The 20,742-nt window shown below is 64.6% G+C and carries 19 protein-coding genes; 16 read left to right on the top strand and 3 right to left on the bottom strand.

Going from position 1 to position 20,742, the window contains the following annotated elements:
* Positions 1–119 precede the first annotated feature (119 nt).
* Positions 120–488 (bottom strand): ArsR/SmtB family transcription factor, encoded by a 369-nt coding sequence (locus tag BLV04_RS15830; protein WP_093034347.1) that lies wholly within the window; start codon positions 486–488, stop codon positions 120–122.
* Between the two features lie 224 nt (positions 489–712).
* Between BLV04_RS15830 and BLV04_RS15825 the strand changes: the two genes are divergently transcribed.
* The 16 genes from BLV04_RS15825 to gspD all read left to right on the top strand — a co-directional run bounded on the left by BLV04_RS15825 (position 713) and on the right by gspD (position 18,401).
* On the top strand, positions 713–2,101 hold the full coding sequence (locus BLV04_RS15825) for a murein hydrolase activator EnvC family protein (protein ID WP_245731922.1): 1,389 nt from the start codon (positions 713–715) through the stop codon (positions 2,099–2,101).
* Between the two features lie 121 nt (positions 2,102–2,222).
* On the top strand, positions 2,223–3,578 hold the full coding sequence (locus BLV04_RS15820) for a S41 family peptidase (RefSeq protein ID WP_371828650.1): 1,356 nt from the start codon (positions 2,223–2,225) through the stop codon (positions 3,576–3,578).
* 57 nt (positions 3,579–3,635) lie between these two features.
* Positions 3,636–4,190 (top strand): DJ-1 family glyoxalase III, encoded by a 555-nt coding sequence (locus tag BLV04_RS15815; RefSeq protein ID WP_093034217.1) that lies wholly within the window; start codon positions 3,636–3,638, stop codon positions 4,188–4,190.
* Positions 4,191–4,244: 54 nt separating this feature from the next.
* Entirely contained in the window at positions 4,245–5,291 is a 1,047-nt protein-coding gene (locus BLV04_RS15810) for an MraY family glycosyltransferase (RefSeq protein ID WP_093034214.1), read from the top strand.
* The gene (locus tag BLV04_RS15805; protein ID WP_093034212.1) at positions 5,288–7,183 is read left to right on the top strand and encodes a polysaccharide biosynthesis protein; all 1,896 of its coding nucleotides are present in this window, start codon (positions 5,288–5,290) and stop codon (positions 7,181–7,183) included. The genes BLV04_RS15810 and BLV04_RS15805 overlap by 4 nt, the downstream gene beginning before the upstream one ends.
* Complete coding sequence (gspE, locus tag BLV04_RS15800) at positions 7,176–9,059, top strand: type II secretion system ATPase GspE (protein WP_093034210.1); 1,884 nt, start codon at positions 7,176–7,178, stop codon at positions 9,057–9,059. Before BLV04_RS15805 ends, gspE begins: the two co-directional genes overlap by 8 nt.
* 208 nt (positions 9,060–9,267) lie before the next feature.
* Entirely contained in the window at positions 9,268–10,476 is a 1,209-nt protein-coding gene (locus tag BLV04_RS15795; protein ID WP_093034207.1) for a type II secretion system F family protein, read from the top strand.
* A 101-nt stretch (positions 10,477–10,577) separates the two neighbouring features.
* Entirely contained in the window at positions 10,578–11,006 is a 429-nt protein-coding gene (gene gspG, locus BLV04_RS15790; RefSeq protein WP_093034204.1) for a type II secretion system major pseudopilin GspG, read from the top strand.
* Positions 11,007–11,043: 37 nt separating this feature from the next.
* Positions 11,044–11,511, top strand: a complete 468-nt coding sequence (locus BLV04_RS15785) for a GspH/FimT family pseudopilin (RefSeq protein ID WP_093034201.1) — start codon at positions 11,044–11,046, stop codon at positions 11,509–11,511.
* Positions 11,508–11,936, top strand: a complete 429-nt coding sequence (locus BLV04_RS15780; RefSeq protein ID WP_245731920.1) for a type IV pilus modification PilV family protein — start codon at positions 11,508–11,510, stop codon at positions 11,934–11,936. Before BLV04_RS15785 ends, BLV04_RS15780 begins: the two co-directional genes overlap by 4 nt.
* A 174-nt stretch (positions 11,937–12,110) precedes the next feature.
* Positions 12,111–12,815 carry a prepilin-type N-terminal cleavage/methylation domain-containing protein gene (locus tag BLV04_RS15775; RefSeq protein ID WP_093034195.1) on the top strand — a complete coding sequence of 235 codons (705 nt, stop codon included), beginning with the start codon at positions 12,111–12,113 and terminating at the stop codon, positions 12,813–12,815.
* Positions 12,816–12,820: 5 nt separating this feature from the next.
* Entirely contained in the window at positions 12,821–13,747 is a 927-nt protein-coding gene (locus tag BLV04_RS15770; protein ID WP_245731924.1) for a type II secretion system minor pseudopilin, read from the top strand.
* Positions 13,748–13,853: 106 nt separating this feature from the next.
* A complete protein-coding gene (locus BLV04_RS15765; RefSeq protein ID WP_093034189.1) occupies positions 13,854–14,951 on the top strand; it encodes a PilN domain-containing protein in 1,098 nt (365 codons plus the stop codon).
* Positions 14,948–15,562 carry a type II secretion system protein GspM gene (gene gspM, locus BLV04_RS15760; RefSeq protein ID WP_093034186.1) on the top strand — a complete coding sequence of 205 codons (615 nt, stop codon included), beginning with the start codon at positions 14,948–14,950 and terminating at the stop codon, positions 15,560–15,562. Before BLV04_RS15765 ends, gspM begins: the two co-directional genes overlap by 4 nt.
* Entirely contained in the window at positions 15,559–16,137 is a 579-nt protein-coding gene (locus BLV04_RS15755; RefSeq protein WP_245731919.1) for a hypothetical protein, read from the top strand. The genes gspM and BLV04_RS15755 overlap by 4 nt, the downstream gene beginning before the upstream one ends.
* On the top strand, positions 16,134–18,401 hold the full coding sequence (gene gspD / locus BLV04_RS15750) for a type II secretion system secretin GspD (protein ID WP_093034183.1): 2,268 nt from the start codon (positions 16,134–16,136) through the stop codon (positions 18,399–18,401). The genes BLV04_RS15755 and gspD overlap by 4 nt, the downstream gene beginning before the upstream one ends.
* 31 nt (positions 18,402–18,432) lie before the next feature.
* On the opposite strand, the gene BLV04_RS15745 is transcribed toward gspD, so the two are convergent.
* Both BLV04_RS15745 and BLV04_RS15740 read right to left on the bottom strand, forming a co-directional pair.
* Positions 18,433–19,488 carry a PilT/PilU family type 4a pilus ATPase gene (locus BLV04_RS15745; protein WP_093034180.1) on the bottom strand — a complete coding sequence of 352 codons (1,056 nt, stop codon included), beginning with the start codon at positions 19,486–19,488 and terminating at the stop codon, positions 18,433–18,435.
* 7 nt (positions 19,489–19,495) lie between these two features.
* On the bottom strand, positions 19,496–20,734 hold the full coding sequence (locus BLV04_RS15740) for a PilT/PilU family type 4a pilus ATPase (RefSeq protein WP_093034177.1): 1,239 nt from the start codon (positions 20,732–20,734) through the stop codon (positions 19,496–19,498).
* Between the last annotated feature and the right edge of the window lie 8 nt (positions 20,735–20,742).

The raw sequence follows: 20,742 nt of genomic DNA, 5'->3' as shown, positions 1-20,742 counted from the left end.
GCGCCTCGACCCTCGGTCGAGCGCACCGGGGCCGCAGTTGCCCGCGACTGCCCTTGGAATGATTAAGTTGCCGAATTATAGGGAGACGGGACGCAGGCGTCATCCCGCAGTGCGGCGACTCAGTGGGTATGCTGGCAGAAGACCTCGCGCATCATCCCGATCAGCTGGAGGGTCCTTCCGTCGCTCACCCGGTAATACACGCGGTTGGCATCCTTGCGCGAGGCAAGAATGCCCTTGTCCCGCAGAATCGCCAGATGTTGAGAGATGTTGCTCTGCGAAGTCCCGACGTGGTCCACGATCTCCTGGACGCTGACTTCCTGGTCGCCCAGGGTACAGAGGATCTTTAGGCGCAAGGGATGCGACATGGCTTTCAGCGACCGGGATGCCCGCTCGATGTCGGCATCGTCCGCGAATAGGTCGATCGCGTCGCGGTCGTCGACCGGGTCGTTCAGGACCGGGCGGGAAGGCTGGCTCAGATTGCTCACCATCGGATCCTGTCTCATCAATTATTAACAATACAATAATAAACTCTTTCCGGCAGCGTGCGAAGCGCATCGACTCCGCCGCCGGGACTTGCCCGACGACGGCGGTTGCGCTGCCGAAGGCCGAGGGTCCTTACGATCGGTTGTCGGTTCGTTCCGGGGTTTCCGATCGGGCCTCCGACGATGCGTATAATCAGGCGACCGATTCGCACCACGATCCCCTCACCGCCGTGCCCAGGACCGTCGCAACAGGACATCCCGAGCGGCTTCGCCGCAAGCTGCTCGATCACAGGCGTTACCGAGCGCTGGATTGGATCGGTCACCGCTTTACGCGCCTGGCGCTGGCATGCGTTCTGGTGACGACGCCGGCGGCTGCGCTGGAGACGGCGTCCGACGAGACCTTGGATACGCGCACGAAGGACCTTCAGGAGATTCAGCGGCAGGTCGAGTCGGTCGGTCGCGAGCTCATCGAGCAGCATGCGGACCGCCGCGCCTTGATCGCGGAGCTTGAGGTGCGGGAGCGTGAGGTTGCCGAGGCGGCCGTCAGCGGCAGAGAGTTGGCGCAAACCGTTGCCGAGCAGACCCGCGTCGCGGAGGCGCTGCGGGTGCGTCATCTCGAGGAGTACGCCGCACTCGAGCAGGAGCTTGCGCTCTGGGCGGACCTGGTTCGCACCGCTTATGTTATGGGTCGGGCAGATCGCCTGCGGCTGCTTTTGAATCAAGAAGATACGGCTCAAGCGAGCCGCATCCTATCGTATTTCGCGTACTTGAACCGAGAACAGCTCCGTAGGATTACCGCCATCCAGGCGCGGGTCGAGCGGCTCACGCGCTTGGCCCACGACGCCGAGCGGGAGGCGGAGCGCCTGATCGATCTCGCACGCCGGCAAGAGGCGGCGCGGCTCCGCTTGGAGACCGCACGGGAAGAACGCGCCGCTGTCTTGAGTCGATTGGAAGCCAGCATCGCCGGCCGAACGGAGAATCTCGAGGTCCTCGAGCGGGATGCCGAGGCGCTGCGGCTCTTGGTCGAGCACCTGCGTCAGCGTGCTCAGATCCGTGCCGAGCTCGATATCCGGCGCGATCCGTTTCCGGAGCGCCGAGGGCGTTTGTCATGGCCCCTGTTGCAAGGGGAGGTCGTTGCCGAGTTCGGAACGCTCAAACCCGATTCCGAGCTGCGCTGGGACGGCGTGCTGCTGGCGGCGCGACAAGGCGAAGAGGTGCGCGCCGTGCATGACGGGCGGGTGATCCACGCCGATTGGCTACGTGGGTTCGGACTGCTCTTGGTGATCGATCACGGAGAGGGCTACATGTCGATCTACGGCCACAACGAGGCGCTTCTGAAGGAGACCGGCGAGTGGGTGGCCACCGGCGAGGTCATCTCCCTGAGCGGCGACAGCGGCGGTCGGGAGGAGCCCGTGCTCTACTTTGCCATCCGTCACAACGGCAAGCCGCAGGATCCCTCGGGCTGGTGCCGCGGAGCGGACGGGCAGGGAGCCCTCTCCGAAGCGGGCCGGGGCGATCTTTACGGGCTGCGGGAACGCGTCGGCGCGGAACCGATCAAACCACAACGCAGGCCGTCTCTCGGCGCGGCCGCCTGCAACCAAGCGTCGGGATCAACCTGACGAAGGCAGCGAAAACATGCGATGCTAGGTCATCGTTCCGCAATCGCGGATCGGACGTGTCCGGCCGCGCGATGCACGCCCCGCCGAGCGGCGTGTCGACCCCAACCGACGTGATTCCATGATGCATGCCATGACCAGACGCCTACCCTTTGCCTCGACCTTGATCCTCGGGACTTGTCTCGTCTGGCTCGGCGCGCCGGGTGATCGCGCATTTGCCGAGACGATCGAGAGCCCGGATATCCCCGAACCCATGGCCACAACGGCCGAGACGGCGAGCGAGCTCCCGCTCGGCGATCTGCGAACATTTGCCGAGGTCTTCGGGCGCATCAAAGAGGAATACGTCGAGGGGGTCCAGGACAAGTTCCTCCTCGAGGGCGCAATCCGCGGCATGCTCGCGGGCCTCGACCCGCATTCGGCTTATCTCGACAACGATGAGTTCCAGGATCTGCAGGTCGGCACTCGCGGCGAGTTCGGCGGCCTCGGGATCGAGGTCGGAATGGAAGATGGCTTCGTAAAGGTGATCGCGCCGATCGACGACACCCCTGCACAACGCGCCGGCCTTCAGACCGGCGATACCATCGTGCGCATCGACCAGAAGCCGGTGAAGGGGATGAGCCTGAACGATGCGGTGACCTTGATGCGGGGCGAGCCCGGCACGGTCATCGAGCTGACCATCATGCGCTCCGGCGACGAGTCTCCGTTCGACGTCACGCTCGAGCGGGCGGTCATTCAGGTTGCCAGCGTGCGCAGCCGCACGCTCGCGCCCGGCTTCGGCTACATCCGGGTTTCCCATTTCCAATCACGGACCACCGAAGACGTGCTCGCGGCGGTCGACGCCCTCAAGGGCGAAAACGACGGCACAATGAAGGGTCTCGTGCTCGATCTGCGCAACAATCCCGGCGGCGTGCTCAACAGCGCGGTCGGGGTGAGCGACGCCTTTCTGACCGGCGGTCTCATTGTCTACACCGAGGGTCGGCAGGAAGACAGCAAGCTCCAGTTCCAGGCCGGACCCGACGATATCCTGTCCGGTGCTCCGATCGTCGTCCTGGTCAACGGCGGCAGCGCCTCGGCGTCCGAGATCGTCGCCGGTGCCCTGCAGGACCACAAACGCGCCATCGTCATGGGCAACCAGACGTTCGGCAAGGGCTCGGTCCAGACCATCGTGCCGATCGACGACACGACTGCGCTCAAGCTCACGACCGCCCGCTACTTCACCCCCTCGGGACGGTCGATCCAGGCCCAGGGCATCACCCCGGACATCGAGCTCGAGCGCGGCGAGTTCAAACCCTTGGAGGCGAGCGGCGTGCAGGATCTAAAGGAATCCGATCTGGCGCGCCATCTCAAGGAGAATGCCCCGGAGGACACCTCGGAGGAGGATGCGGCGAAGAGCTCGCTTGTCGCCGAAGATTTTCAGCTGGCTGAAGCGCTCAACGTTCTGAGAGGATTGAATATTTTGGGTCGGATAGGCAATCCCTAGCCGGCGTGTTCGAGCGACGCACGCCGAGGCGTCCTCGATCCATATCGGAGTCGACACATGCCCAGCGTACTTGTCCCGCTCGCTCAGGGATGCGAAGAGCTCGAGGCCGTGACCATCATCGATCTGCTGCGCCGTGCCGGGCTCGATGTGGTGACGGCCGGGCTGGATAACCGGCCGGTGACCGCGAGCCGGGGAACCCTCTTGATCGCGGACACCAGACTCGAGGATGTCGTGGAGCGGACCTTCGACATGATCGTCCTGCCGGGCGGATTGCCGGGCGCCGACCATCTCGCGGAGGATCCCCGCATCGTCGCCTTGCTTCGGAGTCAGCATGCGGCGGGCCGTTTTTCCGCGGCGATCTGCGCCGCGCCGAAGGTCCTCGCATGTGCGGGACTGCTCGACGGGCGATCGGCGACCGTCTACCCTGGAGCCGTCGATCCCGCGGCATATCCTAAGGTCGAGTTCACCGACGCCGCGGTCGTTGTCGACGGCACCATCGTGACCTCGCGCGGCCCCGGCACCGCAATGGACTTCGCTTTGCAACTGATCGAGCTTCTGCTCGGACGCGAATCGCGCGACCAGGTCGAGCGCGGACTGGTCCGAACCCTCTGACGGGAGACCGAAGTCGCCGGCCCGGATACCCGTGAGACCAGGACATCAAGGACCATGCCCCTCGACACGCCGATTTCGGCTGCCGCAACCCTCGCCTCGTTTTTGTTGAGTGTCGCCGCAACCCGCTGGCTGGCCTCGCACGGCGCTGCCGGTCGCGGACCGCTCGATTACCCCAACGCGCGCTCGCTGCACAGCACGCCGGTGCCGCGCAGTGGCGGCCTCGCTGTTCTGCTCGGCTCGAGCGCACCGCTCCTGGTACTGGCCGCTCTCGGGATCTCCACGTCCGAGCTGGGCTGGATCGCGGCGGCCGTGCTGCCGGTTGCGGGCATCGCTTATCTCGACGACCTCGGGGAGGTGTCGCGTCGTCTGAGGCTCGTCGCCCAGATCGGCGCGGCCCTGCTGTTGATGAGCGGCGGTTTGCGCTGGACCCTGCTCGATCTGCCGGGATGGGTCCTGGTCTTTCCGGGGTGGGTCGCCGTCGTGCTGACTCTTGTCTATATCGTCTGGCTCATCAATCTCTACAATTTCATGGACGGGATGGACGGCTTCGCCGCAGGGATGGCGCTTTTCGGATTCTCTGCGTTCGCGACCCTGGGCTGGACCGGAGGCGAACCCCTCTTTGCGCTGGCTTCGGCTTGCGTCGCCGTCGCGAGCGCCGGGTTTCTGACAGGCAATTTTCCGCCGGCACGGATCTTTTTGGGTGACGCGGGTTCGTCGAGTCTAGGGTTGTTCGTGGCCGCCTTCTCGCTGTGGGGCGCCCATCTCGGACTCTTTCCGCTGTGGAGCGCCTGGCTCGCCTTCTCGCCCTTCATCCTGGACGCGACCTGGACCCTGTTGGCCCGAGCGGCGCGGCGCGAGCGCATCTGGGAGCCGCATCGCTCGCATCACTATCAGCGATTGGTTCTGGCAGGATGGAGCCATCGGCAAACCCTGTTGCGGGCCTATCCCGTCATGGCCGCCGCGGCCGCCTGCGCCGCGGCCTCGCCGCGCCTCCCGCCGCATGAGCAGTGGCTGCTGATCGGGGCTTGGGTGATGATCTATGCCTTGATCCATCTGAAGGTACGCTTGGTCGAGCGCACCTCCTCGACGGAGCGCTCATGAATCCGCTGCTCGACCGTCTGCGCTCGCGTACCGCCGCCTTCTCCCACGATCTCCTCATGATCCCGGTGGCCTGGATCGCCGCCTATTGGCTGCGTTTCAACCTCGGTAGGATCCCGCCGGAATTCCTCGACAGCGCGCTCAACTCGTTACCCTGGGTCCTGGTGATTCAAGGCACCGTCTTCTGGTTGTTCGGGCTCTATCGCGGGGTGTGGCGTTTTGCCTCGCTCCCCGATCTGGTGCGCATCGTCAAGGCCGCCGTCGCCGGGACGGTCCTGGTCGTGGTCGCGCTCTTCATTCTGAACCGCACCGAACTCATCCCGCGCTCCGTGCCCGTCCTCTTCCTGGGTCTTCAGGTGATCCTGTTGGCCGGACCCCGGCTCCTCTATCGCTGGCTCAAGGACCATCGGCTCAATTTGAGCTCGGGACAGCGCGTCCTGATCGTGGGTGCCGGGCGCGCCGGGGAGATGCTGGTGCGCGACATGCTCCGCGATGCGAGCCGCGCCTATTTCCCGGCGGGCTTCGTCGACGACAAGCCGCGTCGGCAGGGCAGCGAGGTCCACGGCGTCCCGGTACTGGGGCAGACCGAGGCGATCCCCGAGATCGTCGTGCGCGAGGACATCGACTTGCTGATGCTGGCCGTGCCGAGCGCGACGGCCAAGGAGATGCGGCGGCTGGTGGAGTTGTGCGAAGGCACCGGCCGGCCTTTCCGCACCGTGCCGGAGCTGCGTAATCTCATGACCGGACAGGTCAGCATCAGTCAGTTGCGGCCCGTCTCGATCGAGGATCTTCTCGGTCGCGACCCGGTTAGCCTGGACTGGGAGGGGATCCGCGCAGGACTCTCCGCACGCGCCGTTTTGGTGACCGGTGCCGGCGGCTCCATCGGGTCCGAGCTGGCCCGCCAGATCGCGGCGGCCGGTCCGACTCGGCTGATCCTGATCGACAACGGCGAGTACAACCTCTACCGCATCGAGATGGAGCTGCTCGAGCGCCACCCGAACCTCTGCTTTAGGCGTCACCTGGTGGACGTCGCGGACGCTGCGGGTCTGGATGCGGTCTTTGCCGCGGAGCGCCCGCAGATCATCTTCCATGCGGCCGCCTACAAGCATGTCCCGATGCTCGAGGATCAGATTCGGGCCGCGGTGCGCAACAACGTGACCGGGACGCGTGTCGTCGCCGAGGCGGCGTCGCGCTGGGGATGCGAGCGTTTCGTCCTGATCTCGACCGACAAGGCCGTGCATCCCGCCAATGTCATGGGCGCGACCAAACGGGTCGCCGAGGCGATCTGTCAGACCCTTGAGCAGAGGTCGGCGTGTCGCTACATCACGGTGCGATTCGGCAATGTCCTCGGATCCGCGGGCAGCGTGGTGCCTTTATTCAGCCGCCAGATCGAGCAAGGCGGACCGGTTACTGTGACCCACCCGGAGATCGAGCGTTTCTTCATGACCATCCCCGAGGCGTGCCAGCTCATCATGCAGGCCGCCGTGATCGGGGATGGCGGCGAGATCTTCGTGCTGGACATGGGCGAGCCGATCAAGATCCGATATCTTGCAGAACAGATGATCCGTCTGTCCGGACGCGAGCCCGGCGAGGAGATTTCCATCCACTATGTCGGCTTGCGCCCCGGGGAGAAGCTTTACGAGGAGCTTTTCTACGACTCCGAAGACCTCGTCGCGACACGCCATCCGAAGATTCGTGTGGCTCGCGGAAGCGACGGCCTGATCGCTGCAGCACCCGACGAGAGCGTCGCGGAACTTGAGCATGCCGCTGCCCTCGACGATCGCTCCACGATGATCGCGCTCTTGCGGGCGATGCTCCCGGGATGGCAGCCTGCGTCCAGCGGTACACTCGTATCGACCGAGGCCGTCCAAGACCGGAGGAATGCCGATGCATGACGACGCCGTCCTCGAAGAAGCACCGAGCATCAGCGCGACGCGCGATGATCTCGACGAGTTGTTTTCCGGTTCGCAAACGCTCGCTGAAACCCCCGACTACGCTGTTGCCTCGGCGGCAGACATGTCCCCGGAACCGGACAGCGATCGCACCCCGAAGGCCGCAGTCTCCCCCTATGCGGAGCCGCCTCCGGAAGGACGCGTCGTCGCACACCTGCACGCGTCCGGGAAGCTCTCGCCCGGCGATCTCGGGCGGGCGAGGCGTCTCGCCGACGAGGCCGGCGACCCCCTCTTGCCGATGCTCGTCCGTCTGGGACTCATCTCCGAGCGCGACATGGCGCAGGCGATGTCCGATGTGCTCGAGCTCCCCCTGGCCGACGCGAGCACCTTCCCGTCCGAGCCGGTGCGCGACGATCTCTTCAGTCTGCGATTTCTCAAGGACGCTAAGGTGCTTCCCTTGTTCGAGGACGAGGACTGTATCCAGATCGCTTTCGCCCATCCGATCGATCGGTTCGCGGTCGAGGCCATGCAGATGGCGGCGGGCAAGCCCGTGAAGGCGCTTGTGGGGTTGCCGAGCGAGATCGAGCTGGCACTGGAGCGCCTCTACGAGAAGGTCGAAGAGGCTCCTGAAAGCGCCGAGGGGGCGCTCGGCGATTTCGACGAAGAGGACATCGAGCATCTCAAGGATCTGGCCAGCGAGGCCCCGGTCATCCGCATGGTCAACCAGCTGATCCAAAAGGCGCTCGAATCGCGCGCATCGGATATCCATATCGAGCCCTTCGCCGACCAGCTGAAGGTGCGTTACCGCGTCGACGGGATCCTCAAGGAGGTCGACGCACCGCCCGTGCGCTCGACCGCGGCCGTCATCTCGCGCGTGAAGATCATGGCGAAGCTCAACATTGCCGAGCGGCGCCTACCTCAGGACGGGCGCATCCCGATCCGAATCCAGGGTCGCGAGCTGGATCTGCGTGTCTCCACCGTTCCGACCATGTTCGGCGAGAGCGTGGTCATGCGTCTGCTCGACAAGGAGAGCGTGCGCTTCGACCTGGACGCGCTCGGCTTCGATGGCTCGCCGCGCGAGCGCCTCAGGCTCATCCTCGAGAAACCCTACGGCATCCTGCTGGTGACCGGGCCGACCGGCTCCGGCAAGAGCACCACGCTCTACACGGCGCTCAGCCGCATGAACACCGAGGAGCGCAAGATCATCACGGTCGAGGATCCGGTGGAGTACCAGCTGGCCGGGATCAACCAGATCCAGGTCAAGAGCGCGATCGGGATGACCTTCGCCAGCGCCTTGCGCGCCATCGTCCGTCAGGACCCGGACGTGATCATGGTCGGCGAGATGCGCGACCTCGAGACCGCCCGGATCGCCGTCCAGTCGGCGCTCACCGGGCATGTCGTGCTCTCGACCCTGCACACCAACGACGCGGCCAGCGGTGTGACCCGCCTGCTTGAAATGGGTGTCGAGGACTATCTGCTCACCTCCACGATCAACGGGATCCTCGCCCAACGCCTGGTGCGCAAGCTGTGCCCGTATTGCCAGGTGTCCTATCCGGCGATCCCCGAGCTGGCGGTGCGTTTCGCGGCCATCGGGGCCGCGCCCGAGGATGTCGAGCTGCACCGGGCCGCCGGTTGCGACGCCTGCAACGGGACCGGCTATCGCGGACGTTTGGTCATCACCGAAGTCCTCTTGATGACCGATCACATCCGCAAGGCGGTGCTCAATCATGCGACTGCGACCGAGATCCGCCGTATCGCGGTCGCCGAGGGGATGGAGACCATGTACCTGGATGGCCTGCGCAAGGCGCTCGACGGTCGCACGACGATCGAGGAGGTGCTGCGTGTCGCCGAGGCAGGCGAAGAGCCGAGCGCGGACTGAGCTGCGTCCCGGGCGACTCCTCATGTCGTGTCTCGAAGCAGCGCCCGGTCGCACCCGAAGGCTCCGAGCTGGACGCGGCTCAGGAAAACACGATTGGATCTTCAAACACTTGAATCGCGTCCCTGGCAACGTCGAATGAGTCATTCGACCTCAATACAGTATGCACACGGTGCCTATTGCGCCGGACGCGGTTCAACCGAGGACTGAAGTGCCGAAATACTTTTACAAGGCGGTCAAGCTCGACGGGGAGTCGGTCGAGGGCGAGCAGGAGGCGGTCGACGAGGCCGCGCTGGTGCGCCAGCTCCAGTCCGAAGGACTGATCCCGATCGAAACCCGTTCCTCGGCGGGCCTGCGCGCCCGCTTCGTGCGGACACGACGTCGGCGCATCAATCAAAAGGAGATCGGCATCCTGACCCGCGAGCTGGCGACGCTTCTCGAGGCCGGGATGACCCTCGACCGATCGCTCCAGATCCTGGTGGATCTCACCGAGGAGGAGCACCTGATCCAGGTCCTGTCGGACCTACAGGAACGCGTCCGCGGCGGGGCAACCTTCTCCAGCGCGCTCGACCTACAGGACGGGCAGTTCCCGCGGCTCTATATCAATATGGTACGGGCGGGCGAGGCCAGCGGCGCGCTGGATCAGGTCCTGAATCGGCTCGCCGATTATCTCGAACGCCTGGCCGAGCTGCGCCAGACAATAACCTCGGCGTTGGTCTACCCCTCCATCCTCTTGGTGGTCGCAGCCTTGTCGGTGATTATGCTGCTGGTCTTTGTCGTACCCCAGTTCACCGTGCTCTTCGACGACATGGGCGAGGCCCTGCCGCTGCCGACCCGGATCGTGGTCGCGACCGGCGATCTCTTCCGCAACTATTGGTGGGCCATGCTGGTCGGTATCGCCTTGATCGCGGTGGTGTTGGAGCGCTGGTTTCAGGATCCGGCGGTGCGCGACCGGTTCGACCATAAGGTGCTGGGCGTGCCCCTCTTCGGAGATCTGATCTGGAAGATGGAGACGGCCCGACTCTGCCATACCCTGGCCACCCTTCTGAAGAACGGCTTACCTCTGCTCAGTGCGCTGACGCTCGCCAAGGAGGTGGTCTCCAACCGCAAGCTCTCGGGTCTGCTCAACGAGGCCGGCGATGACCTCAAGCACGGCCGAGGTCTTGCCGGACCTTTGGCACGTCTCGAAGTCTTACCGGACCTCGCGCTGCAGATGATCCGTGTCGGGGAGGAGTCAGGCAGTCTGGACGCGATGCTCGCGAAGGTGGCGAGCATTTACGATCGGGAGACCCGCAACAGCGTCCAGAGTATGTTGACGTTGCTCGAGCCGATTCTCATCATCGGGCTCGGCGTCGTCGTCGCCGGCATCATCATCTCGATCCTGATGGCCATTCTCGGTGCCAACGAGCTGGTGTTCTGACCCGCTCGACCAACGCCCGTGCGCGCGAGCGGATCGCCTTGGCCCCGCACCATCGGCCCCATACAATGACCATAAATTTTCAAAGTCATCCGAGCCTATTTATGCACCCGAATCAATCAAAGCGTCTTCGCGGTTTCACGCTCGTCGAGCTGCTCGTGGTCCTCGCGATCCTCGGCCTGTTGGCGGGGCTCGTCGGTCCCCAGGTCATGAGCTTCCTCGGCTCATCCAAGAGCAAGACGGCCAAGCTCCAGATCGAAAACCTTGCCGCGACTTTGGATATGTACCGATTGGAGGTCGGCCGCTATCCGACCCAGTCCGAGGGTCTGCAGGCCCTCGTGGAGCGCCCCGCCAATGTCCAAAGCTGGAACGGTCCCTATCTGAGAAAGGGCGACGTTCCGAAAGACCCTTGGGGCTTCGACTATCAGTACCGTTTCCCGGGGGAGAACGGAGCCTTCGATATCTGGACGCTCGGCGCGGACAACCGCGAGGGCGGCGACGGCGAGAACGCTGATCTCCGCAGTTGGGATTGAGCTCGGCACGACATCGGCGTCCAGCGAAGACGCCGTGATGAGTCCTTCCGCCCGGCGCGGGCGCCGCGGCGGCTTCACCCTCGTGGAGCTGCTTGTGGTCCTGGCGATCGCCGCTTTGGCCATGTCGGCCGTTCCGCCGCTCTTCTCGGCGGCGATGCCGGGCGTGGAGATGAAGGCCGCCGCGCGCAGAACCGTCAGCAGCCTCCGTCTCGCGCGCGAGCTTGCCATCCGTCAGGGTGCCGAGGTCGCGTTGATCGTGGACGTCGAGCAACACCGCCTGGAGCTTCCGGGGCACCGTAGCCTGACGCTCCCCAAGCGTTTGGATGTCACGCTCGAGGCCGCCGATCGCGAAATGCTCGGCGAGCAGCGCGGGGCGATTCGTTTCTTTCCCGACGGGAGCTCGACCGGGGGCCGCATCATCCTGGCGAGCGACGACTCCGGCTACCAGGTCGGTGTCGTTTGGTTGACGGGGCGTATCCGCATGGCGCCTTGGAGCGCGCGTTGAAGATCCTGCGACATCAAAGAAGACGTCAGTCCGGCTTCTCGCTTCTCGAGGTCTTGGTCGCCTTCGCCATCCTCTCCGTGTCGCTCGGGGTGCTGATGCAGATCTTCTCGCAAGCCTCGCGGACCACCCTGCTGTCTTCCCAGTACAGCCGCGCTGCTTCCCTGGCCGAGTCCAAACTGAACGCGGTCGGGACGGCGATCCCCTTGGAGGAAGGTGCCGTCTCGGGCGACCCCGAGGGCGGCATCGCATGGGAGATCACCATCCTCCCGGTCACGCTGGGCGAGGAGTTCGGTGCCGAGCCGCCGGCCACGCCCTACCGGGTCAACGCCACCGCGCTCTGGCAGGACGGGAGCCAAGTGCGCAGCGTGACACTTTCGACCTTGCGCCTCGGGGAGCGGTTCGAAACCGCGTCCGCCACGCCATGAGCCGTTTTCAACCGCGATCGGCTTCGCGTCAGTCGATCGTCGCAGCAGACGCGATTTAGAAGTATGCATCTCATTGCTGTTGGATGTGTCGGCTCCGATTCGCCCGGTTTCCCGGCGAAGACGGGCCTCTGTCGAATCCCGGTTTTTGCGCCGGTGCGCCCGAGGATCCGGACAATGAGTATCCGACGCCGTGTGCGCAGCGACAGGGGCTTCACCTTAATCGAGCTGCTCATCGCCCTCGCGATCGTCAGCCTCATCACGCTCATGCTTTTCTCCGGATTGAGCCTCGGCTCACGCGCCTGGGAAGGCGTGGACGCGGTCTCCGAGCGGGTCTCCGAGGTTCGGGTCGCGCGCGATTTTCTGATGTCGACCCTGAGTCAGGCGCGGGCCACGACCTTGACCCTCGACGCCGAGATGATCAGCGTCTTCGCCGGCGACAGCGAGCGATTGGAGTTCGTCGCACCGCTGTCCACGCAGGTCGGCGTGCCCGGACTTTACATCCTGCGTCTGGAGCTTGTACCGATCGATCAAGACGTGAGCCTGGTCCTGACGCGCTGGCTGGTTCATCCGGAGGTGCTGGAGGGAACCGACGAGATCCCGACCTGGGAGCCGCTGGAGGCCGACTCGGGCTCCACGCTGGACTCGACTCCGCTCGACATGGACGCCGCGGCGGGCGCCTTCGGCCGGACCCTGCTCCTGGACCGCGTTGCCGAGTTCCAGATCGCCTATTTCGGTACCGCCGACGGGGAGATCGAGCCCGATTGGCATGAGGAGTGGATCGGACAATCGACCATGCCGACCCTGCTGCAGATCCGTATGGCCACGCCCGCTCAGTCCTGGCCGGCTCTCCTGGTCAGCCTGCCGGTGCGCCTCTTTTGACCGGGGTGCGACCGATCGCCTCGCGTCAGCGGGGCATCGCCTTGGTCCTGGTGCTCTGGGTGCTGACCCTGCTCACCGTCATGGCGGTCGGCATGACCGCGGCGCAGCGTACCGAGACGGCGCTGAGCGACAATCATGTCTCGGGCGCGCGCTTTCGGGCCGCCGCGGATGCCGCTATCGCCTTCACGGTCCTGGTTTTTGCGATGCCGCCGCCCGATGCGACCGATCCGGACGTTTCCGCCTGGTTGCCCAACGGTGTGGCCGTGCCTTGGCGGTTCGGCGGGGTCGATCTCGCGATCCGGGTCTTCAACGAGGGATCGCGGATCGATCTGAATCAGGCGCCGCCCGAGCTGCTCTCGGCGCTCCTCGTGACGCTCGGCATGGAGGAGGATCCGGCAACCTCGCTCGCTGCTGCGATCGTCGATTGGCGCGACGAGGACGATCTGTCGCTTCTGAACGGTGCGGAGGATCGCGACTATCGCGATGCCGGCCTGACCCTCGGGGCGAAGGATGCGCCCTTCGTTGCCGTGGAGGAGCTGATGCAGGTCCTCGGAATGACGCCCGAGATCTACACACGCTTCGCCCCGGAGGTCAGTGTCGATCTCGATGGGGCTGAGCTCGATGAACGCTTCGCCTCCGCAACGGCAATTGCCGCCACCCAGGGGATCCCGTTTGAAGACGCACAGCTTCGCGTTGTCCAGCGCGATTCGCCCTTGTTCGAGGACAGCAGCGGACCTCGGGTCGTAGACCGTGCAGGCCCCCTCTACCGGATCGAGGTCGCGGAAGCCGGTGCGGGCCTCGGCGGACGCAGGATGGAGGCGCTGATCGAGGCGACGCCCGGACAGCAACCTCCTTATCAGGTACGTTGGCGCCGTTTCGGTCTGCCCGGTGCGCCGCCGGCGCCGATCGACATCGAAGCCGATGCCGGTTGACTGGCGTCGCGGCGACGGGTGGACGTACACTCAAGGGGTCGGCTGACCGCGAGCGCAGGCATGCGGCATCCGACGCGGATCGACAACCCCATTCCGACTGGCACTCATGTCCCTCAGCGATCGACTCAAACTCCTCGGACAGCTCCCGAGCGCCCCCGCGTCGGGCCTCGACGATATCTACCGTATCGTCCGGCGCTTGCTCGTAGTCTGTCTGCCGGTTCCGGTCCGACGTTTTCTTGCGCGCCGCGACCGTCGTTTGATCATCGAGCCCGACGCATCGACCGCACATCTTTTCCTGATGACCGGCGAGGATCGCGAGCCGGTCGGGGAGCTCGGGCTGGATGCGGCCATTCCCCTGCCCGAGATTGCACGATCCGGACATGAGCGCGCCCCGACGCGGGTCTTGATCATTCCTCGCGAGGACATCCTGACCCGCAGCGTCTCGCTGCCGGCACAGGTGCGTGCCAATCTTCCTCAGGTGATTCGCTACGAGCTCGACCGCCTCTCGCCGTTCCAACCCGGCGATGTCCTTTACGATTTCCTCGCCAAGCCCGGCCCGAAGGGTGCTCCGCGCCTGCGGGTCGAGCTCGCGTTGTGCCGCCGCGATCTCGCCTCGGTTTGGGTCCAGCGCATGCGCGATGCGGGAGCACCGATCGATCGGATCGCCTGGGAAGGAGCTTGGCCCTCGGCCAACCTCTTGCCGACGGCAGAGCGCCCGAAGCGCCGTCTCGACCCCTTCAGTGCCGACAAGCTACTCTGGGCAGCGGTGGTGCTGCTCCTGGCCGTCGCTCTGGTCGGACCGATTTGGCAGCAGAAGCGGACCGCCGACGCACTCGATGCCGAGGTGCGGCGTGCACGCGTCGAGGCGGTCGCCGTCGACGATCTGCGCCAGGAGCTCGAGCGGGCGCGCTTGGGCAGCACGGCGGTGCTTCAACAGAAACGTGACGAGCCGAACATCCTCGTCCTGTTGCGCGAGCTGAGCGACCGTATCCCGGACGACACCTGGATCCAGACCCTCGACTACAACAACGGGCAGGTCGAGCTGCGCGGCGAATCCGGACAAGCGACCGCCTTGATCGCGCTGCTCGAGGAGGCTCCCGGCATCGACGAGGTGTCGTTCCGCTCGCCCGTAACGCAGGTCCCGCAGACCGGCAAGGAGCGCTTCAATATTTCACTTCGGTTCACGCGAGCGAGGGGAGAATGAAGGCCCCATCGCGTCCTAAGATCATCTGCGTACTCGGATGGATTCTGCTTTTGTCGGTTCCGCTTCTGGTTATCGGCGGTCTGGCGGCGGCATGGAGCAGCGAGATGAGCAGTCTTTCCGTACGGATCGCCGACAGCGAGGATCAGCTCGTGCGCTATCGGCGCATGATCCGCAGCCTACCCGAGCTGCGCGCGGAGCTCGAGCGGGTACGCGCCAACGAGAGCTTCAAGGCGTTCTACTTCGATGCACCCACACCCGCGCTGGCGGGTGCGGAGCTGCAGCGCCAGGTCCAGGATATCGTCACCGCGGCCAGTGGCCGTCTGATCAGTACCCAGATCCTGCCCGGACCGCCGGAGGAAAGTCCCCCACGGGTGCGGGTGCGCACCCAGATCCAAGGGTCGACCGAAACCCTCCTGGATGTGCTCTACAATTTCGAGCAAGCGCGGCCTTTTCTGTTCGTCGATCAGGTCTCGGTGCGCTCCTCGGCCCGCCCTCAACAGCCTGCTGCCGATCCGCGCGGCCGCGCCATTCGTCGCCCGCCCGTCAATCCGGCAGGCGAGCTGACGATTCGGCTCGACATCTTCGGATTTACCCTCGGAGGTGACACTTGATCAAGTGGCTCCCCGGATTCGTCGTGCTCACCCTGATTCTGTTGCTTGCCCTGCAATGGAAGGATTGGCCGCCTGGTCCGTCGCGCGCCGGCCTCGATGCGTCATCTTCGGCGGTCCCCAATGCACCTGTCGGCAGCGAACCGGACGCCGCGGCGCAATTACCGCCCCCCGATCCGAAAGACGCCTACGCGAGCGTGACCGACCGCCCGCTGTTTCGTCCCCAGCGTCGGCCGGACGAGGAGGTCGATCCGGACGCGCAGGCGACGCTCGAGCCGGACGTGCTCACTTCGCTTGAAGGCATGAACCTGAGCGCGGTGATCATCACGCCGACCCTGGTCTCGGCCTGGATACAGGATCCGAACGAGCCGAGACTCAGACGTCTGCGCATCGGTGATGATCTGGAGGGCTGGTCCGTTCAGACCATCCTCCCGGATCGGATCCTGCTGGAGCGACAAGGGGAGCAGGATGCGCTAATATTGCGCGATTACGGAAAAACACCCAGCCCGGCTGCCCCGATGCCGGTCCCGCGGCGCCCGCCCCGGGTGCTTCAACCCGCGGATCCCCCGGACCAATGATCTCCAGGAATTCTGATTTCATCGGCCTGCCGAGCCGAGACGACTCGAACACGACATCGATGGATCCATCGCGCTATTTCGGTGCCCGTTCCATCGCCGGTCACCTGCCCCGGCTAGCAGCCATCCTGGTCGTCGCGTTCGTCTCCACGGCGTGCGAGCGTGCCTACTGGGATCCGACCGTCCGAATCGACGATATGGGGGACGACGGAACCCGCGCCCTGCAGGGCGGGGACCGCGGCATCGTCTCGCCGGGCACGACCGAAGCAATGAGTATCGCCCTCGGCGAAGAGGACGAGCCCGGTGGCGCTGTCGAGTCACTCCAGCGCGGCACCGGGACTTTTGTCCGCGAGATATCCCCGCCCAGCGTAGACACGACCCCGGGCGACGTCACCCTGAACTTCGACGGGACGGACATCCGCGAGGTCGTCAAGGTCATCCTCGGCGACCTCCTGCAGGTAAACTATGTCCTGCATCCCGCGGTGCAGGGTGTCACCTCGTTGCAGACCGGTCGCCCGTTGCGTCGCGACCATCTGATCCCGACCCTCGAAACACTCCTGCGCATGAACAACGCCGCCATCGTTTACTCGGGCGGCACCTACGAGGTGGTTCCGCTCGCGAATGCCGTTCAGGGTCGCGTGGTTCCCCAGCTCGGCGAGTCGGGTCGAGCGCTCCCCGAAGGCTACAGCGTTCAGGTCGTGCCCCTGCAATACATCGGCGCCGAGGAGATGAGCAATATCCTCCAGCCGCTGGCGCCCGAAGGAAGCGTGATTCGCGTCGACAACCTCCGCAACCTGGTGGTGATCGCCGGGACCAGTCCGGACATGGGCAACCTGCTCGATACCATCCGGGTCTTCGATGTCGATTGGATGGCGGGACTCTCCGTCGGCTTCTTCGTCCTGGAGTACGCCAAGGCCAACGAGGTCGTGACCCAGCTTCAAACCCTTCTTGGCGACGAAGGCAGCAACCCCCTCAAGGGTGTCTTCAGGTTCGTCCCGGTCGAGAGCGCCAACGCCGTGCTCGTGGTCTCTCCCCAGGCCAGTTACCTCCAACAGGCCAGCAACTGGATCGAACGCCTCGACATGGCCGAGGCGACCGGCGACGCCGCCGAGCGCCTCTTCGTCTATCGGGTGCGCCACGGAGATGCGGAGAATCTGGCCGACACCCTCTCCCAACTCTTCGGCGGGGAAGGGTCCCAGCGAACGACGGACGTCGGCGGCGTCGCGCCCGGTTTGGGCGGCTCCTCGATCGGCTCGACCGGCGACAGCGACAGTACCGGCGGCTTAGGCGGAACGGACGGCGGGGGCGTCGGTGGGCAGTCGGCACCGCGGCGCAGCTCCTCTCGAGAGATCGAGCTGTCCTCGGCCGTGAGTATCGTTGCGGACCCGACCAACAACTCCCTGATGGTCAGGTCCAGCCCAAGGGACTACAAGAAGATCCTCGACGCACTCAAACAGCTCGATATCCTGCCCCTTCAGGTCTTGGTCGAGGCCACGATCGTGGAGATCAGCCTGGAGGGTAATCTCAAGTACGGGGTTCAATGGAATCTCTTCGGACTCGCGACCAAGGACCAGCGCAGCCAGTTCACCTTGGGCTCCGGGGATTCGCTCGCCAATAGCGTCGGTCTGAGCTTCCCCGGCTTCAACTGGGCCGTCATCAGTCGCCCCGATACCATCCGCGCGACCCTGAGCGCTTTGGCGCAGGACAACCTGGTCAACGTCTTGTCGTCCCCCTCCGTGATGGTCCTGGACAATCAGACCGCGAAGATCCAGGTGGGCAAAGAGGTCCCGATCGCGACCACCCAACAGCAGGGCCTCGCGACCACGGACCGCGTCGTCAACACCATCGAGTATCGGCCCACCGGCGTCATGCTGTCGGTCAAGCCACGGGTGACCCCGGGCGGTCTGGTGCAGATGGAGATCGAGCAGGAGGTGAGCACGGTCGACGAGGTCGGCAGCGGCGGCTCGGCGCTCGACTCGCCGACATTCTCCACCCGCAACATCACCAGCTCGGTTGCTGTGCGCTCGAACCAAGCCGTCGTTCTCGGCGGCCTCATTCAAAACGAGCGAAGCGACGGCAATCAAGGCGTCCCCGGCCTCTACAACCTCCCGTTCGCCGGACCGCTCTTCGGGCAGCGATCCAAGGCATCCAGACGGACGGAGCTCGTGGTTGTTTTGACGCCTAAGGTCATCGCTAGCGACCAGGACGCAGAGACGGTCACGCGCGACTTCCGCAATAAGGTCCGCGGTCTTCAGATGAAGTTCTGATCGGCTCCGCTCGCGTTGGGCAGCGCCCTAATCATCCGAAGTTGATCTTGGCCTCGAGGTTCGGTGCCGAGTCCGCGTTGGCGAGCGCCTCTTCCAACGTGATGGTGCCCTTGTGGTAGAGCTTCAAAAGCGCCTCGTCGAAGGTGGTTGTTCCCTCCTCGCCGTGTCCCTGCATCGCCTCCTCGATCGCCTCGATGTGCCCGTCGCGAATGAGATCGGCGATGTGCGGCGTGTTGACCAGGATCTCGATGGCCGCACAGCGCCCGCCTGTGTTGGTTCGGACCAGGCGTTGCGACACGATCGCTCGCATATAGGCCGAGAGATCGGTGAAGAGCGTCTTGTGCATCTCCTGCGGGAACATGTTGACGATCCGCTCCATCGCCTGATAAGCATTGTTGGCATGCAGTGTCGAGATGGCCAAATGGCCCGTCCCCGCCAGTTCGATCGCCGCCTCCATGGTTTCACGGGTCCGGATCTCGCCGATCAGGATGACATCCGGCGCCTCGCGCAAGGCACTTTTCAACGCCCGCCGGTAGTCCTTGGTATCCAGCCCGAGCTCGCGTTGGCTGACGATGCACTGCTGGTGGGGATGCACGAACTCGATCGGGTCTTCGATGGTGATGATGTGGCCCGGTGCGGTGCGATTGCGATGGCCGATCATCGCAGCAAGGGTCGTCGACTTGCCCGAGCCCGTCGCGCCGACCATCAGGATGATCCCCCGCTTGTGCATCACCAATTGGCTCAACACCGGAGGTAGGTCCAACTCCTCGAGGGTCGGGATGCTGCTGCGGATGTAGCGCAGGACCATCGCCCGTTGGCCGCGCTGATGGTAGGCGTTGACCCGAAAGCGTCCGCGATCCTCCAAGGCGACTGCGAAATCGAGCTCGAGCGACTCCGCGAGCTCGCGCTCCTGATCCGCGTCGAGCAGGGAGGCAATCGCCTCCCGACAAAAGGTCGGCGTCAAAGGGGTCTCGCCGATCGAGCGGATCACGCCTTCGATCTTGATCTTGGCCGGTGCTCCGGGGACGAAGAAGAGATCCGACGCCTTGTGTCGAATCATCATCTCGAGATAAGGGTTGATATCCATTGCGGGGCTAAGATTTTCGACCGCGGTCCGATCCGGGCAGTCCGTCGATCATGGTGGAATTCGTCAGGGTCTCGCTGAATAGGGTCGAGTCGAACGAATCGCCATCGCCGTCCCCGAGGATGCTCAAACCGTCGGTCTCGGCAAAGGGATCCCTGCCCTGGGCTTCGTGGCCCTCCAACTTGATCGCCAAGCGCAGCTCGTTCATGGAATCGGCACTGCGCAACGCATCCTCGTAACTGATCTTACCCGCTTCGTAAAGAGCGAAGAGCGACATGTCGAAGGTCTGCATGCCCTGCTCGCGCGAGCGTTTCATGATCGCCTTGATGGATCCGACATCGCCCTTGAAGATCAGATCCTGAATCAAGGGCGAGTTGATCAAGACCTCGACCGCGGCGATGCGACCACCGTCGGTGCAGGGCAGCAGACGTTGCGAGATCACCGCCTTGAGGTTTAGGGAAAGATCCATCAGCAACTGGGCACGCCGCTCCTCGGGAAACAGGTTGATGATGCGGTCGAGGGCTTGGTTGGCGTTGTTGGCATGGAGCGTGGACAGGCAGAGATGGCCGGTCTCGGAGAAGTTGATGGCATGCTCCATGGTCTCTCGGCTGCGGATCTCGCCGATCAAGATGACGTCCGGTGCCTGGCGCAGCGTATTCATGAGCGCGATTTCCCAGCTCTCGGTATCGACGCCGACCTCGCGCTGGGTGATGAGACAATGACGGTGGGGATGAACGTATTCGACCGGGTCCTCGATCGTGATGATGTGGCCGTAGCTGTGTTCGTTGCGATGACCCAGCATGGCCGCGAGCGACGTCGACTTCCCGGAGCCCGTACCGCCGACGACCAACACCAGGCCGCGCTCGCCCATCACGATGTCCTTCAACACCGGGGGAAGCGCGAGCCCGTCGAGCTCCGGGATGGTCGCATTGATGGTGCGCAGGACCGCGCCACAATGACCTTGCTGGATGAAGGCGTTGACCCGAAACCGACCGATCGACTGCGGACTGATCGCGAAATTGCACTCTTTCGTGGCGTCGAAGTCGCGAATCTGCCGGTCGTTCATGATGGAGCGCACCAGCACGTTGGTCTGGGCGGACGTAAGCGCCTGCTCGCTGATGGGCGTCATCCGCCCGTCGATCTTACAGGCAGGCGGAAAACCCGCGGAGATGAAGAGGTCGGAGCCCTTCTTGGCCATCATCTTGCGCAGGCAATCGAGCATGAAATGGGCGGCTTGCTGACGATCCATCTCTAATC

The sequence above is a fragment of the Thiocapsa roseopersicina genome (assembly GCF_900106925.1).
GTDB classification, from domain to species: domain Bacteria; phylum Pseudomonadota; class Gammaproteobacteria; order Chromatiales; family Chromatiaceae; genus Thiocapsa; species Thiocapsa roseopersicina.
This window is presented reverse-complemented; position numbering and strand designations above follow the sequence as displayed.